We start from the raw sequence: 16,647 nt of genomic DNA, 5'->3' as shown, positions 1-16,647 counted from the left end.
GCCCGATTGGCCCGGCGCCGCCATGGGGCCGCACCAGCGGTCCGCGCGGGCCTGCTGCAGCGGCCAGGCCGTGCGGTCCGCGCTCAACTGCAGGGTGCCCAGCGTGTTCTGGCTGGCTTGCTGGATCTGCTGCTCGAATTCGGCGGGGTCCAGGGCCACCAGGCGCTGCGCCCGGTCCTGCGAGACTGACCAGACGACCGCGACGGAGTTCCCCGCGGCACCGTCCAGCGGCAAAAAGGCCAGGATGCCGTCGGGCAGGAACCACTGCCGCGCCACCTGGCCGTGGGGCCGTTCGCACTGCAGCCGGGTGGCGACCGCGTGCTGCCCATACGGCATGGTGGCGAAGTCCACGCCGAATTCCTCGCGCGTGCGGCTGGCGCGGCCCTCGCACACCACGGTGAGCGCGGCGGGCACCGGGGCGTCCACCCATTCGGCCTGGGGCTGGAACCGCAGGGCATCGGCCAGGCGGGCCTCCAGCGCGGGCACGTCCACGATCCAGGCCAGCGCTTCGGTGCCCTGGCGTTCGGCATCGAACGTCACCTCGCCGCCCTGGTCGCCATGCACCTGCATCTGCCGCACCGCGGTGGCGTGGGGGGCATCGGGCCACCCGCGCACCGATTCGAGGAGCCCGCGCGAGGCGGCGTTCAAGGCATAGGCGCGCACATCGGCCGCCGGGGGGGCGGGCGTGCCGACCAGGGCCACGCGGAGCCGTTCGCGGGCCAGCAGCAGGGCCAGGGTGCGGCCCACGACGCCAGCGCCACGGATACATACATCAAAGGTTTGGGCCATGCCGGGCATTGTAGGAGCCGGCCAAGGCGGCACGGGCGGGCACAATCCCGCTTTCACCGATGGGTTTCGCGCCCGCGCCCCTGGAGCTTTTTCCCCGTGACTTTCCGCCCCGACCACGACCTTGCCGGCACCATCGCGCGCCTGTTCGTCCACCCCGTCAAATCCTGCGCCGGCATCGAAGTGCGCCAGGCGCTGCTCACCGACACCGGGCTGGACCTGGACCGCGCCTGGATGGTCGTGGACGCGGCCGGCCACTTTCTCACCCAGCGCACGCTGCCGCGCATGGCCCTGGTCCGGCCCCAGCTCAAGGTGCACGAAATGGTGCTGCGCGCCCCCGGCATGCTGGCGCTGCACGTGGCGATCGACCAGGTGGAAGGCCCGGCCACGGTGCGGCTGTGGGACGACACCGTGCCCGCCTGGGACATGGGCCCGCTGGCCGCCCAGTGGTTCACCGACTTCCTGGGCCAGCCCTGCCGCATGGTGCGGTTCGACCCCGAGCACCGCCGGCTGTCCAGCCCGAAGTGGACCGACGGCCTGGAGGTGCCCAACCTCTTTTCCGACGGCTTCCCGCTGCTGCTGGCCAGCCAGGCATCGCTGGACGGGCTGAACGAGCGGCTGCGGGCCGCCGGCCACGCGGCCGTGGGCATGGAGCGCTTTCGCCCCAACATCGTGGTCGATGGACTCCACGCGCACGACGAGGACCGCATCGACCGGCTCTACATCGGCACCGGGGAGGGCGAGGAAGTGCACCTGCAGCCCACCAAGCCCTGCGCGCGCTGCCCCATCCCGGACATCGACCCGGCCACCGCCGCCAGCAGCCCCGAGGTGAGCGACATGATGCGCACCTACCGCCACGACCGCCGGCTGGGCGGCGCCATCACCTTCGGCATGAACGCCATCGTGCGCGAAGGCGCGGGCCGCATGCTGCGCGTGGGCCAGCCCGTCGCGGCCGATCTGCGCTTCGACTGAATCGCCCGTTCGAAAAGGGCCGGGATCCGCCCGGCCGCCAGGGCCCCGGGCCCACCCCGTAAAATCGCGGGTTTGTCTCCCGAACACCTGAAAGCCCTGCCATGAGCCTGAAATGCGGCATCGTGGGCCTGCCCAATGTGGGCAAGTCCACCCTCTTCAACGCGCTGACCAAGGCCGGCATCGCCGCCGAGAACTATCCGTTCTGCACCATCGAGCCCAACACGGGCGTGGTGGAAGTGCCCGATCCCCGCCTGCAGCAACTCGCCGGCATCATCACGCCCGAGCGCATCGTGCCGGCCATCGTCGAGTTCGTGGACATCGCGGGCCTCGTGGCCGGCGCCAGCCAAGGCGAAGGCCTGGGCAACCAGTTCCTCGCGCACATCCGCGAGACCGACGCCATCGTGAACGTGGTGCGCTGCTTCGAGGACGACAACGTCATCCACGTGGCCGGCCGCGTGGACCCCATCTCCGACATCGAGGTCATCCAGACCGAGCTGTGCCTGGCCGACCTCGCCACGGTGGAAAAGGCGCTCAACCGCTACAGCAAGGCCGCCAAGTCGGGCAACGACAAGGAAGCCGCCAAGCTGGTGTCCCTCCTCACGCCCATCCAGGCCGCGCTCGACCAGGGCAAGCCCGCGCGCACCGTGCCCTTGAGCAAGGAAGACGCGCCGCTGCTCAAGCCCTTCTGCCTCATCACCGCCAAGCCCGCCATGTTCGTGGGCAACGTGAGCGAAGACGGCTTCGAGAACAACCCGCTGCTGGAGCGCCTCAAGGAATACGCCGCCGCCCAGAACGCGCCCGTCGTGGCCATCTGCGCCAAGATGGAAGCGGAAATGTCCGAGATGAGCGACGAGGACCGCGACATGTTCCTGGCCGAGATGGGCCAGGCCGAACCGGGCCTGAACCGCCTGATCCGCGCCGGCTTCAACCTGCTGGGCCTGCAGACCTACTTCACGGCCGGCGTGAAGGAAGTGCGTGCCTGGACCATCCACGTGGGCGACACCGCCCCGCAGGCCGCGGGCGTGATCCACGGCGACTTCGAGCGCGGCTTCATCCGTGCCCAGACGATCGCCTTCGAAGACTTCATCGCCTTCAAGGGCGAACAGGGCGCCAAGGACGCGGGCAAGATGCGCGCGGAAGGCAAGGAATACGTCGTCAAGGATGGCGACGTAATGAACTTCCTGTTCAACGTCTAAACAGGTAGCGCTTTTTTCAGGGGTCGCCAACGTTCGAAGTTGTTGGCGAACCATTGATAGATATAGGGAAAGCTGTTCGCTGGTGAACTAGATCGTTCAGGGCATTTCGGGCTTCCCCGCTGTCCCGGACACATCCAATGACATGATGTGTTTAGGAGGCAGACATGCCAAGCACTGAGAAACGTTTACGGACGAGTTCAAGCGGGAAGTGGTGAGGCTGGTCAAGCAGCCTGGAGGGAAGGTTACACACGTTGCGCAGGACTTCGGCATCGAGCAAAGCGTGCTGCGTCGTTGGGTCAGTCGGTAGCCTGCAAGTCAGGCGCAAGTGCCGTAGGCTTCCTGGAGACACCATGGGGAACCACATTGCGCCGAACCACCTGCAGCGCGAGTTCGGGGCGCTGGAGCCCACCAGAAGTGGGTTGCAGACTTCACCTACATCGGGACGGCAGATGGCTGGCTCTATACCGCAGGGTGATGGACCTGTACTCGCGCCGCATTGTGGTCTGGTCGATGAACGACACCATGCAGGCTCGGATGGTGAGCGGTGAGTTGCTGATGGCCTTGTGGTGAAGAGGCAAACCGGCTTCGCTGATGCATCATTCAGACTATTGCAGCCAGTAGGCCACCGACGAGTTCCAGCAGTTATTGAAGAGCCAGAACATCACCTTCAGCATGAGCCGGCGCGGTGAATGCTGGGGCAACGCGGCGATGGAAAGCTCCTTCTCGACGCTGAAGACCGAGCGCTGCGTTCGTACGGTCTACCGCACCAGGGAGCAGGCCAGGGCCGATGTCTTCGATTTACATCGAGCGGTTCTACAACCCATTCAGAAAACACTCAAAATTGGACTGCCTCAGCGGCTCAATTCGGGGAGCGACATCGCTTAAAGGGCTAGGCAATGCCTCCGGGAAACCGGGGAACGCCCGATGAAGGCTGAAGGGTTGACATGCCAGCGGGTGAAGGCCGCGCAGTCAAGTGGAAAAAGATACCGCAATCTATCGGGCAAACCTCACCAGCCGATCTGAATTCATCAGGGACAAAGCATGAACCCCATCGAACAACAATTCTTCACTGAACTCGAAAAAAAGCTCTGGACCGCTGCCGACAAACTGCGCTCCTCCCTGGATGCTTCGGTCTACAAGCACGTGGTGCTGGGGCTGATCTTTTTGAAGTACGTCTCCGACGCATTTGAAGAACGGCAAAACGAACTGCGTGCCCAGTTCCAAAACCCCACGCACGATTACTACATGGACCCTGCCGAGTACGGTGGCGCGGGCACGGCAGAGTACGAAGAAAACATCGCCGCCGAGCTGGAGGTGCGCGACTACTACACCGAGAAAAACGTCTTTTGGGTGCCGCTGGAAGCCCGCTGGCAAACCCTGCGCGACTGCGCCCAGATACCGCCTGGCGACGCACTGCCTTGGAATGCGCAAGGCAAAGACACCCCCGAAAAAATGCGCACGGTGGGCTGGCTCATCGACAACGCCATGGAAGCCGTGGAGCGCGAGAACCCTAAGCTCAAGAACGTACTCAACAAAGACTTTGCACGCACCCAGATTGATAGCCACAAGTTGGCCGACCTGATCGCCCACTTCTCCGACACCCACTTCAGCCAACCCATTTTTGGTGGGCAGGTGCTGAGCCTCAAGAGCAAAGACATCCTGGGCCATGTGTACGAATACTTCCTGGGCCAGTTCGCGCTGGCCGAAGGCAAAAAGGGCGGCCAGTACTACACACCCAAGAGCATCGTCACGCTGATTGTGGAGATGCTGCAGCCCTTCAAAGGCCGCGTGTACGACCCGGCCATGGGCTCGGGTGGCTTTTTTGTGCAGAGCGAAGAGTTCATTGCCGAGCACGGCGGTGCCGTGGTCAAGGGCAAGACGGGCCAGATCAGCGTGTATGGCCAAGAGAGCAACCCCACCACCTGGAAGTTGGCGGCCATGAACATGGCCATACGCGGCCTGGACTTCAACTTTGGTGGCCAGCCCGGCGACACCCTGCAAAACGACCTGCACCCCGACCTGCGCGCCGACTACGTGATGGCCAACCCGCCTTTCAACATGAAGGAATGGTGGAGCGCCAAGCTGGAGAGCGACCCGCGCTGGCTGCCCGGCTGCACCCCACCCCAAGGCAACGCCAACTTTGCCTGGCTGCAGCACATGCTCTACCACCTGGCCCCCACCGGCAGCATGGCGCTGCTGCTGGCCAATGGCTCCATGAGCAGCAACACCAACAACGAGGGCGACATCCGCAAGCAACTGGTGGAGCGCGACTACGTGGAATGCATGGTGGCCCTGCCGGGTCAGTTGTTCACCAACACGCAGATTCCGGCCTGTATCTGGTTTCTGACTAAAGACAAGGCTAACGGTTTCAATTGGGACAAGAAGAAGCGCGACCGGCGCGGGCAGTTCTTGTTCATCGATGCCCGCCAGCTGGGCTACATGAAAGACCGGGTGCTGCGGGACTTCACGGTGGATGACATTAAGGATGTGGCCCGCACCTTCCACGCTTGGCAACATGGCGAGGGTTATGCCGACATGCCAGGCTTTTGTTATTCAGCATCACTCGCCGATATTCGCAAGCACGAGCACGTGCTGACACCGGGTCGGTATGTGGGCACTGAGGAGCAGAAGGTAGACAGCGAAGCCTTTGCTGACAAGATGGCACGGCTGACGGCGCACTTGGCTGAACAGTTTGATGCAAGCGCCAAGCTGGAGGGGGAGATTGAGAAGAACTTGGCGGGGTTGGGATATGGCTGCTGAGTTTCCAATTAGTGAGCTGGTTGAGTTCAATCCATCGCGTCAAATCAAGCGTGGTGCTGTCGCACACTTCGTAGATATGGCCGCACTGCCTGAACACCAACGCGATATTTCATATGTCGCTGAGCGCGAATTTACAGGCGGTGGTTCACGCTTCAAAAATGGGGATACTCTGTTTGCTCGGATCACACCTTGTCTTGAAAACGGCAAGACAGCCAAAGTAAATGTTCTGCCTGACGGGTCCATCGCACACGGGTCAACGGAATTCATCGTCATGGCGGCAAAGGCTCCTGAATACGATGAGGATTACGTCTACTACTTGGCTCGTCACCCTCAATTCAGGGCCTTCGCTGAAGCGCGGATGGAAGGAACATCTGGCAGGCAGCGCGTTTCTTGGCAAGCACTTTCTGACTTCTCTTTCGCGTTCCCGCCTCCAGACGAAAGAAAGGCCATAGGTTCGGCTCTTCGAAAATTCGACGACAAAATCGACCTCAACCGCCGCATCAACCAAACCCTCGAAGCCATGGCGCAAGCCATCTTCCAATCTTGGTTTGTCGATTTCGACCCAGTCAAAGCCAGGATCGTCGCCAAGGCTGACGGCCGTGACCCGCAGCGCGCCGCGATGGGCGCCATCAGCGGCAAGGCTGATTCTGAACTCGACGCACTGCCACCCGAGCAATACAAACAACTCGCCGCCACTGCTGCGCTGTTTCCTGATGAGATGGAAGCGTCGGAGTTGGGGGCAATTCCGAAGGGATGGAGTCATAAACCGCTATTGCACCTTACGGACAAAATTGGTAGCGGTTCAACACCGCGAGGCGGAAAAGAGGTCTACCTTGAAGAAGGTGTTGCGCTTATTCGCAGCCAAAATGTTTACGACAGCTTGTTTGTTTGGGACGGATTGGCACGAATTTCGGACGAGGCCGCTGCCCAGCTCAAGGGGGTCACGGTTCAAGAAGAAGATGTCTTGCTCAACATCACTGGGGCATCGATTTTGCGCACTTGTGTTGTCGAGCCCGATGTGCTTCCGGCCCGCGTAAATCAGCATGTTGCGATCATTCGTGCCAAGGCGGGTGTGCCTCCGCGTTTCATCCACATGCACTTACTAAGACCCGATATCAAGAACTACTTGCTCGGCTTGAATGCAGGAGCGTCGCGCGAGGCCATCACCAAGGCGCATATCGAATCTCTGGTTTTGCTGACTCCCGGCCCAGAGCTGTTGTCGGCATTTCAAACCGCGATTTCGCCGCTATTTCAGGAGGTGCATTGCCTTACTCGGCAGATGCGTGCGCTCGGGGAATTGCGTGACACGCTTCTTCCCAAATTGCTCTCCGGGGAATTGACTGTTGAATCCCTCGTTGAAAATCTTGAGGCTGCATGATGGACATCCAAAAGCTCCGCGACAGCAAGCTCATCGTGGACAAGGTCGAGGAGGCCTTGCAGGCGGCTTATTCGTCGAATGAGCAATTCAATGCCGTGCTGGATGAGGCTGATCCGCTGTCATTCAAAAGCCTGCGCGACCCTGAACACGATTATCTGGTTAAGGTGAGTGATGCCTTGTACTGGGTAGAGCGTGATGCCTATTTGGATGAGCTGGATCACTGGCAGGGGCAACGCGAGGTTGATCAGCATGAAGCGGCGACGGCTTTCGTCAAGGCATCCGATCAACAAGCTGTCTTTTTGGACTTGGTGGATGCCGTCCGGTCCGGGCGCATTGCGCCGTTTGTGGGTGCGGGGCTTTCCAGACCCTGCGGCTACCCCATGTGGGGCGAGGCATTGCGCAAGATTGCGCAGAAGCTCCAGGGGCTGGAAGTGCAAGACATTGAGCCGCTGATGGCGCAGTACGACTATCTGCAAGCGGCCCAGGTGCTGCACGACGCCTCGGCCCAGCAGGTGCAGCATTTCATCAAGACAGAGTTTCGCCAGCGTGGTGCGATCACTGGCCCCATCGCTCTTTTGCCGCAGCTCGCCACCGGCTGCATCGTTACCACGAACTTCGACACGGTCATCGAAGACCTGTTTCGTGAAAAGGAGCGGTCGCTGGACGGCTATATGTACGGCACACAGGCGGGCAACAATTTCGTTCAGAGACTCTTGCGCGGTGAGCGTTGCATTCTGAAGCTACACGGAGATGCTGGACAGCCCAACACCCATGTTTTCACCCAGGCGCAATACCAAACTGCCTACGGCGGGGCTGGAGGCGAGCCCATCGCCTTCCAGAACCAATTGCCTCGGGCGCTGCGGCAAATCTTTATCAGCCATTCGCTACTGTTTTTGGGCTGTAGCCTGGAGCAAGACAAGACACTTGATTTGTTTAAGTCGGTCGTTGACGAGGGCGCTTTTGAAATCCCCGATCACTTCGCCCTGCTCAATGAGCCTGCTACACCGCAAGAACGTGCCCGCAAGGAAGCACGCCTTTTGCAGCTGAAAATTCGGCCGTTGTGGTACGCAACGCCTGCCGATGCCGACGGCAAACCGGACCACGGCCTGCTGGAGCAGATTCTGAAACTAGCCATTGCGGTGGCACGCAGACAGGTGAAGTTCGAATGAGCATCTCGCCAGAACAGATTGATTTGTGGCGCGGCTTGGCCTCTGAGACGCAACGTTTGGAGTTCAAAGAAGCGCGCAACCAGTACGACACCACCAAGCTGTGCCGCTATTGCGTTGCCATTGCCAACGAGGGCGGCGGGCATTTGGTGCTGGGCATTGCAGACAAGCCGCCGCGCCCCGTGGTGGGCAGCCAAGCTTTCCTGGACACGCAAGACATTACCGAGAAGCTGTTTCACTGGGTGGGCTTTCGTGTGGATGTGGAGGCTGTTGCCCACTCTGACGGGCGGGTGGTGGTGTTCACTGTTCCTGCCCGTCCCAGGGGCACGGCTTACCACCACGAAGGTGCCTACCTGATGCGCTCAGGCGAAGAACTGGTGCCTATGAGCGAGGATCAGCTTCGCAAGATATTTGCGGAGGGGCAGCCCAGTTGGCTGGAGAACCCTGCGCTGAAGGATGTGTCTGCGCAAGATGTAGTGCAGCTGTTGGATACGCAGACTTACTTTGACCTGATGCGCTTGCCCTACCCCACCGATCAGGCGGGGGTACTGGCCCGCTTGCTGGATGAGCGCTTGATTGAGCGCAGCGCGGCGGGCTTCAACATCTTGCACATCGGGGCGGTGCTACTGGCCAAGAACATGCGGCAATTTCCAGACATCAGCCGCAAAGCCGTGCGTGTGATCGTGTATGCGGGCGAGTCCAAGATGCAGACAGTGTCTGATGTGACCGGTGAGCGGGGCTACGCGGTGGGCTTTGCCGGATTGGTGCAATACGTGATGGGCAAGCTCCCACAAAACGAGGTGATTGAAGGGGCCATCCGCAAAGAGGTGAAGCTGCTGCCCGAAGTGGTGGTACGAGAGCTTTTGGCCAATGCGCTGATTCACCAGGAATTTGACATGGGTGGTGCTTCGCCTGTGGTGGAGGTGTTCAGCAACCGCGTGGAAATCTCCAACCCTGGCGAGCCCATCGTGCCGGTGGAGCGTTTCATTGACGGTTACCAGTCCCGCAATGAGCGACTGGCCGACTTGATGCGCCGATTTGGGATTTGCGAAGAGAAGAGTAGTGGCATCGACCGGGTGATTGAAACTGCCGAAATCATGCAACTGCCAGCGCCCGAATTTTTGACCAGCCATCGGCGCACGGTGGTGGTGATCCATGGCCCGCGTGCGTTCCGAGAGATGAACGGCAGCGACAGGGTCCGTGCTTGCTATCAACACTGCGTTTTGCAGTACGTGTTGCGCAAGCAGATGACCAATCAATCCCTCCGCGAACGGTTCGGGCTGTCTGAAAGCAGTGGCAATACGGTGTCGCAAATCATTACCGCCACCGTGGATCAGCGCTTGATCAAGAACGACCCGAACGCACCCGATTCAAAACGCTATGCACGGTACATCCCGGCGTGGGCCTGATCGTCATTTCAGTGCAAGCCTCTGATCGGTCCGTGTGTGGTACTAAATCTTTGATTTTTATGGTTTTTCTTATTTCATCGCAAATCGCAGAAGCAGAAATTGCACGGTGCAAGACTGGAACATGGGTTTAGCCGATCTCCCAATGTGTCGATTTTTTTCGTGTTTTTCGACAGGTTTTTGCTGCGTGTCGAAAGCATCGACACTCCACGGCGGTTGTACGTGTGCCACTCGCTATCTCTGCGCAAATGCGAAATGGCCATTGCATGCATGCTAAGTGGTTGATTGTTTTGGATTTTTTTATTTCATCGCAAACCAGAGCGGGTGCAGGGGCTGCCGCAAGGGACTTCACATGCTGAACGAGCAACAACTCGAAGAACTCTGCCTTGGCTGGTTTCAGGACGCTGGCTGGCGGTTTGCCCATGGCCCGGACATTGCGCCCGACAGCAGCGCCCCGGAGCGCACCGACTACCGGCAGGTGGTGCTGCGCGAGCGCTTGCTTACGGCGCTGGCACGCATCAACCCGCACATTCCGCCCGCCGCGCTGGAGCAGGCCGCACATGCGCTGCAAACGGTGAGCGAGCCGCAGATGGTGGTGCGCAACCGCAGCGTGCACCGCTTGTTGCTGGGCGGTTTGCTGATGGAGTTTGCGGTGGGGGATGAGAAGAAGACCGATCTGGTGCACTTCATCGATTTTGCACAGCCCAGCAACAATGATTTTTTGGTGGTGAACCAGTTCACCATCACCGGCACCAAGCAGCCACGCCGCCCGGATGTGATCGCGTTCATCAACGGTCTGCCCCTGGCGGTGGTGGAGCTGAAGAACCCCGCCAACGAACAGACGGACGTGTGGGACGCCTTCAACCAGCTGCAGACCTACAAGGACGAGATCAGTGACCTGTTCAACACCAATGCTGCTTTGGTGGTGAGCGATGGTTTTACGGCCCGCATGGGCTCTCTCACGGCCAACGCAGAGCGCATGTTGCCCTGGCGCACCATTGCCAATGAAGACGACCGGCCCCGCCTGCAAATGGAGCTGGAGACGGTGGTACGCGGTTTTTTCAAGCCTGAGCTGTTTTTGGACTATGTGCGGCACTTTGTGCTGTTTGAGCAGGATGGCGACCACATCGTGAAGAAGGTGGCGGGCTACCACCAGTTCCATGCGGTGCGCGAAGCGGTGCGCGCCACGGTGATTGCCGCGCAAGACTTGGGCAAAAGCGTGCTGGAGGTGCATGAAGAGCGCGCCACCTATGGCAAAGAGGTGCAGCCGGGTTCGCGCAAGGCGGGTGTGGTGTGGCACACGCAGGGCTCGGGCAAGAGCATCACCATGGCCTGCTACGCGGGCAAGTTGCTGCAGCAGCCTGAAATGAAGAACCCCACTTTGGTGGTGGTGACGGACCGCAATGATCTGGATGGCCAGCTGTTTGCCACCTTCAGTGCCGCCAGCGACTTGCTCAAGACGACGCCTGTGCAGGCAGGCGACCGTGACGAGCTGCGGCAGATGCTGGCCTCGCGCGAGGCAGGCGGCATCATCTTCACCACGGTGCAAAAGTTTGCGCTGCTGGATGGGGAGGAGGCGCACCCGTTGCTCTCTCACCGCACCAACATCGTGGTGATCTCGGACGAGGCCCACCGCAGCCAGTACGGCACCAAGGGGCGACTGGACACAAAGACGGGGCGCTATGTGTTTGGCTACGCCAAGCACCTGCGCGATGCGTTGAAGAACGCCACGTTCATCGGATTTACCGGCACCCCCATTGCGCTGGAAGACAAAGACACCCGTGCGGTGTTTGGCGACTACGTCAGCATCTATGACATTCAGGATGCGGTGGATGACGGCGCAACGGTGCCCATCTTTTACGAAAGCCGCCTGGCCAAGCTGGATGTGAACCAGGCCGACATTGATGCGCTGAATGCACAGGTCGATGAAGTCGTCGAGGACGAAGAGGACATTGCCAGCCGCGAGAAGACCAAGAGCGAATGGGCGGCGCTGGAGAAGCTGGTGGGCTCCGAGCCCCGGCTACAGCAAGTAGCACGTGATCTGATTCAGCACTTTGAGGCGCGCATCGCTGTGGTGGATGGCAAGGCCATGATCGTGTGCATGAGCCGGGACATTTGCGCCCAGCTCTACAACGCCATCGTCAGCCTGCGCCCCGACTGGCACAGCGCCGATCCCGAACAGGGCGCCATCAAGATAGTGATGACAGGCTCGGCTGCCGACAAGGCGCTGCTGCAGCCGCACCTGTACAGCAAGCAGGTGAAGAAGCGGCTGGAGGCGCGCTTCAAAGATGTGCGCGACCCTTTGAGGCTGGTGATCGTGCGCGATATGTGGCTGACGGGGTTTGATGCGCCGTGCTGCCACACCATGTACATCGACAAGCCCATGAAGGGCCACAACCTGATGCAGGCCATTGCGCGGGTCAACCGCGTGTTCAAGAACAAGCCGGGCGGCTTGGTGGTGGACTACATCGGCATCGCCAACGAACTCAAGGCGGCACTGAAGGCCTATACCGACGCCAAAGGCAAGGGCGACCCCACGCACAGTGCAGCGGAGGCGCTGGCGGTGTTGATGGAGAAGATGGACATCGTGCGCGGCATGATGCAAGGCTTTGACTACAGCGCGTTTGAGACCCAGGCCCTGCCACTGCTGGTGCCTGCAGCCAACCATATCCTGGGATTGAAGGACGGCAAGACGCGCTTTCTCGACACCATGGTTGCGGTGGCCAAGGCGTTCTCGCTGTGCGGCACGCTGGATGAGGCGGCTGCGTTGCGCAAGGAGATCGCCTTCTTTGCAGCGATCAAGGCGGCCATTGCCAAGTTCACCACGGTGGACAAGAAGCGCAGTGACGCCGAGAAGAACAGTGCACTCAAACAGATTTTGGACAACGCCATCATTTCAGACGGTGTAGCGGATGTGTTTGCGCTCGCGGGGCTGGACAAGCCCAACATTGGGCTGCTGTCGGACGAGTTTCTGGAAGACGTGCGGCAGATGGACAGCCGCAACCTGGCGGTCGAACTGCTGGAGAAACTGCTACGCGATGAGATCAAGGCCCGGGCGCGCAACAACGTGGTGCAGGAAAAGAAGTACGGCGATCGGTTGCTAGAGACACTACGCAAGTACCACAACCGTGCGGTAGAGACCGCTCAGGTCATCGAAGAACTGATCCAGATGGCCAAGGAGTTTCAGGCTGCGCTCAAGCGCGAAGACGCGCTGGGACTTGGACGCGACGAAATCGCGTTCTACGACGCACTCGCCAACAATGAAAGTGCTGTGCGAGAGCTGGGCGATGAAGTGCTGAAAAAGATCGCTATCGAGATCACTGAGAAGCTGCGGGCTAGCACTTCGGTGGATTGGCAGGTGCGCGAAAGCGTGCGTGCCAAGCTGCGCATCCTGGTTCGGCGGTGTCTGCAGAAGTGGAAGTACCCGCCTGACAAGCAGCCTGAGGCCGTGGAGTTGCTGCTAAAGCAGGCGGAGTCGTTGTCGAGCGCTTGGTCAAAGTGAATCGGGAATAGAGAGTTGCTGGGCACGCCGACTTGACCTGCCTCCAGAACCGTAGCAGTCGATTTTGAGGAATCCGCCGGGTTGAGGGAGATTATTCCTGGGTTTGCAGTGGCGCCGGGATGGCGCCCGCAGGTTGCCTTGCGCAGCCCACGGGCGCCCCCGGTCAGCGGGGCCGGAACGCGTAGACGTCAGGATTCCACACCTGCCCGCCTTCATCGTTCTGGCACGAAAAGCCAAAGCCCGAGAACACATACATCACACCGCCCACGCCGGCCGCGTTGGTGCGTTTGATCGCCGGGAAGGCATCGCCGCCCGGGGCCAGCAGGCGCCACGTGCGGTCGTGCAGGTTGAAGCGCCACAGTTCGGACGTGGCGTTCTGCGGGAACGCGGCGCCGCAGCCGGAACTGCCGCCCGGCAGGTCGCCCCCGGCCATCAGCAGCGCGTGGCCGATCTGCACGGTCGATCCCTGGTGGCGGGGCGCATCGACGTTTTTGTCGGCTTCGGCGGGCGTGATGTTCTGCCACTGATGGGTGGCGAGGTCGAAGCGCCAGGTGTCGTTCAACGAGACGAAGCCGTCGCTGTCGCCGAATTGCCCGCCGTAGAGCGTCAATTGCCCGTCCCATGCGCGCCCGGCCACCGCGGCCTCATGGCGCGAGGTCGGCGAGTTTGCGTCGCCATTGGCGATGATCTGGGTCCACAGATTGGTGCGCAGGTCGAAGGCCCACAGGTCGTTCAAGGTGTGGAAGTCGGTCTGGATGCCGCCGAACACATAGACCTTCTCGCCATCCACCCACATGGCGGGGCGCGATCGGGCCGAAGGCCCCGGATTGCCGGGTTGCAACTGCGTCCAGCGGTTGAGCAGGGCGCTGTAGGCCCACAAATCGTCGAAGAACGTGAGCGAGGAAAGGTCGGCGCTGTAGTGGGCGCCGCCGAACACCAGCATCCAGTGCCGCGCCGGCACGGCGGCACTCGCGGCGAAGGCCCGGGCCGGCGGCTTGGCGCCAGAGGGCGACAGCGGCGTCCATCGGGCCAGGCGGGGGTCGAAGCGGTACAGGTCGTCGTAGAACGTGTTCTCGCCGCTGGCGAAGTCGTCCTTGACCCCGCCGAACAGGTAGATGGACCCGAGGACCGGCGCCACGGCGGGCGTCGAACGCACGGACGGCCCCTCGCCCGTGGTGACCAGCCGGGTCCAGCGGCCGTCTGCTGCTGATGCTTCTGCTGCTGCGCTCCCATGCGCCTGCGCCCCGGGGGCGACCAACGCCAGGGCCATTCCCAGGCCCCACAGAAATCGTTTCATGAAATTCCTCCGTTGTAATGATTGAAATGAACCCGGTCGTCCGGACTTCTCCGGAAACGACCGCGCGCAGTCTATCTTTCCGCTGTTCGGAATATTGGATCGGTCACCACTGGATGCATCTGTAACCTGTGCAGGCTGTCCAAGGGCTTGCGCGCTGCAGCCAGCGGCGCTGGCATCGTGGTGCGGCGGTCCCCCTTGGGCGGCTTCGGATGTTCTTCGAGTCCTACAGAGGGCCTGCGTGGCTTGGGCGACAGTCAGCGGGTGCGGCACCAAGCCCGCTGGGCCTCCTGGCGCTTCGCGTGTCGATGGGTTGGTTTCACACAAGCGCCGGTCGATCGGCGGAACGAAGAAGGATGCAGAGTTGGACAAACGCATGGCACCGAAGACCATCCTGCACCGCGTGCGGCAAATCGCCTGGTCCGTCCCGGGGCTGCCCGTCATCGCCCTGGCGGTCCGCAACTACATCCTCCACCAGAGCGCCAACCAGGCCGGGAGCATGGCGTTCTCGTCGGTGCTGGCGATGTTCCCGCTGCTGATCCTGCTGTCGGCCACGGCGGCCTATGTGGGCGAGCCGGGGGACGCGGCGGCCCTGGCCCAGCGCGTGCTGGAATACGCGCCGCCGGTGGTGCGCGACGCGATGCAGCCGGTGATCCAGCAGGTGCTGGCGCAGCGCAACCAGGCGCTGCTGGCGATCGGCTTTCTGGTCACGCTGTGGACGGCGTCGTCGGGCATGCAGGCGGTGCGCACGGCGCTCAACCGCTCGTACGGCATCGAGCGCGGCCTGCCGTTCTGGAAGGCGCGCATCAAGGTGACGGTGTTCACGGTGGTGGTGGGCGGCGGCATCTTCGCGGCGTTCAGTTCGGTGATCGTCATGCCCTACGTGTGGCAACTGCTGGAGCGCAACGTGGGCGTGGGCCAGGAGACACCCTGGCTGCGCAACAGCGTGCGCTACGGCTCGGCGTTTTTGGTGCTGACGGTGCTGTACGCGCTGCTCTACGGCTGGCTGCCGGACCTGCGGCAGCGGCTGCGCACCGTGGTGCCGGGCGCCATCGTGGGCGCGGCGATGTGGGTGGGGGCGGCCGCCACCCTGTCGTACACGCTGCGCAGCGCCGGCAAGCTGGCGCTGGTGTACGGCAGTTTCGCGGGCGTGGTGGCCACGCTGGTGTTCCTGTACATCAGCGCCACCACGTTGATCTTCGGCGCGGAGGTCAACGGGGTGCTGCGCGACAGGGCGGCGCTGCCGGAAGACTGGGGCGGCCCCGATGCTTCGCAAGGCGAGTCACCCGCGCCCGGGGCGTGATGCGTTCGGACCGTCCTGGATGCAAACCTTGGGCAGGACCGCCGGGCGTGGCGGGGTGTGAAGTGCGGACGCATGCCCGAACCCGGGCCAGGTGCAGTCAGCCGGTTCAGGGTGAAAACCGGCCCCAGCGCATGATTCACTAAGGCATATTGCTATTGAATTAATAGCGTTTTGAAGGTCAGCGCCCCGCCTCGGGCCAGAGGTACAGCAGCCCGGCCGTCATGGCCAGGTAGCGCCCGAACTTACCCACCGCCATGTAGGCCACGCAGGGCCAGAAGGGCAGCTTGAGCCAGCCGGCCACCGCGCACAGCGGGTCGCCCACGACGGGCAGCCAGCTCAGCAGGCAGGCCTTGGGGCCGAAGCGCTGCAGCCAGGCGAGGGCGCGGGGGTTGGAATGCTCGCCCCGGGCGCGGTCCACGGCCTTGTGCGCGCCCAGGCCCATCCACCAACTGAGGGCGCCGCCCAGCGTGTTGCCTGCGGTGGCCACCAGCACGGCGGGCCAGAAGAGTTCCGGGTTGAGCTTGATGAGGCCGAACACCGCGGGCTCGGAGCCCAGCGGCAGCAGCGTGGCGGAGATGAACGACACCATGAACACCGTGCTGAGGCCGTACTGGGGCAGCGCCAGCAGGTCCATGAGGTGGTTCATCCAGATTTCCATAAGTGGGGCGCAGTTTAGGGGACGCCGGCGAGCCTTCGCTGTCGGACAGGCGCTTGGGCTCCGCTACGATCCCGCCCCGGTGCGGCCCACCGGTGGGCCCCGCCGCACACCCATACAAGAGGAGGTTCCCCACCATGCAATGGTTCGATGTTTCCGTCCCGGCCGTGCGCCGGGCGCTGGCCGTGGGCGCGCTCGGCCTGGCCTGCTGCCTGGCCGGTGCGGCGCA

Annotated in this window: 12 protein-coding genes and 1 pseudogene; 10 read left to right on the top strand and 3 right to left on the bottom strand. The window is 62.1% G+C overall.

The genetic code is table 11. The features are described from left to right. Positions 1 to 789, bottom strand: a 789-nt coding sequence (locus tag AC27KI_RS10330; RefSeq protein WP_487113728.1) for an FAD-dependent monooxygenase, incomplete at its 3' end; no start/stop codon positions are given. 96 nt (positions 790 to 885) lie between these two features. Between AC27KI_RS10330 and AC27KI_RS10325 the strand changes: the two genes are divergently transcribed. From AC27KI_RS10325 to AC27KI_RS10285, 9 genes and pseudogenes are all read left to right on the top strand, one after another. Further along, complete coding sequence (locus AC27KI_RS10325; protein WP_284393173.1) at positions 886 to 1,758, top strand: MOSC domain-containing protein; 873 nt, start codon at positions 886 to 888, stop codon at positions 1,756 to 1,758. A gap of 101 nt (positions 1,759 to 1,859) precedes the next feature. Further along, on the top strand, positions 1,860 to 2,954 hold the full coding sequence (gene ychF, locus AC27KI_RS10320) for a redox-regulated ATPase YchF (RefSeq protein ID WP_272567328.1): 1,095 nt from the start codon (positions 1,860 to 1,862) through the stop codon (positions 2,952 to 2,954). 208 nt (positions 2,955 to 3,162) lie between these two features. After that, positions 3,163 to 3,261, top strand: a complete 99-nt coding sequence (locus AC27KI_RS10315; RefSeq protein ID WP_487113726.1) for a transposase — start codon at positions 3,163 to 3,165, stop codon at positions 3,259 to 3,261. Further along, a pseudogene (locus AC27KI_RS10310) lies at positions 3,254 to 3,847 on the top strand (IS3 family transposase); the annotation flags it as partial. The gene AC27KI_RS10315 and the pseudogene AC27KI_RS10310, both read left to right, overlap by 8 nt. A gap of 148 nt (positions 3,848 to 3,995) precedes the next feature. Further along, entirely contained in the window at positions 3,996 to 5,714 is a 1,719-nt protein-coding gene (locus AC27KI_RS10305; protein WP_487113724.1) for a class I SAM-dependent DNA methyltransferase, read from the top strand. After that, a complete protein-coding gene (locus AC27KI_RS10300) occupies positions 5,704 to 7,092 on the top strand; it encodes a restriction endonuclease subunit S (protein WP_487113722.1) in 1,389 nt (462 codons plus the stop codon). The genes AC27KI_RS10305 and AC27KI_RS10300 overlap by 11 nt, the downstream gene beginning before the upstream one ends. Continuing rightward, a complete protein-coding gene (locus tag AC27KI_RS10295) occupies positions 7,089 to 8,261 on the top strand; it encodes an SIR2 family NAD-dependent protein deacylase (protein WP_487113720.1) in 1,173 nt (390 codons plus the stop codon). Before AC27KI_RS10300 ends, AC27KI_RS10295 begins: the two co-directional genes overlap by 4 nt. Then, positions 8,258 to 9,667, top strand: coding sequence for an ATP-binding protein (locus AC27KI_RS10290; protein ID WP_487113718.1), 1,410 nt, complete (start codon positions 8,258 to 8,260; stop codon positions 9,665 to 9,667). Before AC27KI_RS10295 ends, AC27KI_RS10290 begins: the two co-directional genes overlap by 4 nt. A 349-nt stretch (positions 9,668 to 10,016) precedes the next feature. Then, entirely contained in the window at positions 10,017 to 13,166 is a 3,150-nt protein-coding gene (locus AC27KI_RS10285; RefSeq protein WP_487113716.1) for a type I restriction endonuclease subunit R, read from the top strand. A gap of 163 nt (positions 13,167 to 13,329) precedes the next feature. On the opposite strand, the gene AC27KI_RS10280 is transcribed toward AC27KI_RS10285, so the two are convergent. Next, positions 13,330 to 14,463, bottom strand: a complete 1,134-nt coding sequence (locus AC27KI_RS10280) for a Kelch repeat-containing protein (RefSeq protein ID WP_487113714.1) — start codon at positions 14,461 to 14,463, stop codon at positions 13,330 to 13,332. A 373-nt stretch (positions 14,464 to 14,836) separates the two neighbouring features. Here AC27KI_RS10280 and AC27KI_RS10275 point away from each other — a divergent pair, with 373 nt between their 5' ends. Then, a complete protein-coding gene (locus AC27KI_RS10275) occupies positions 14,837 to 15,763 on the top strand; it encodes a YihY/virulence factor BrkB family protein (protein WP_284429421.1) in 927 nt (308 codons plus the stop codon). 178 nt (positions 15,764 to 15,941) lie between these two features. Here AC27KI_RS10275 and AC27KI_RS10270 read toward each other — a convergent pair whose 3' ends face one another. After that, a complete protein-coding gene (locus tag AC27KI_RS10270) occupies positions 15,942 to 16,421 on the bottom strand; it encodes a YqaA family protein (protein WP_372588224.1) in 480 nt (159 codons plus the stop codon). Positions 16,422 to 16,647 lie beyond the last annotated feature (226 nt).

The organism is Acidovorax sp. KPB24-03 (assembly GCF_057546605.1).
Note: the sequence above shows the minus strand (reverse complement) of the source record. Positions and strands in the feature narration are given on the sequence as shown.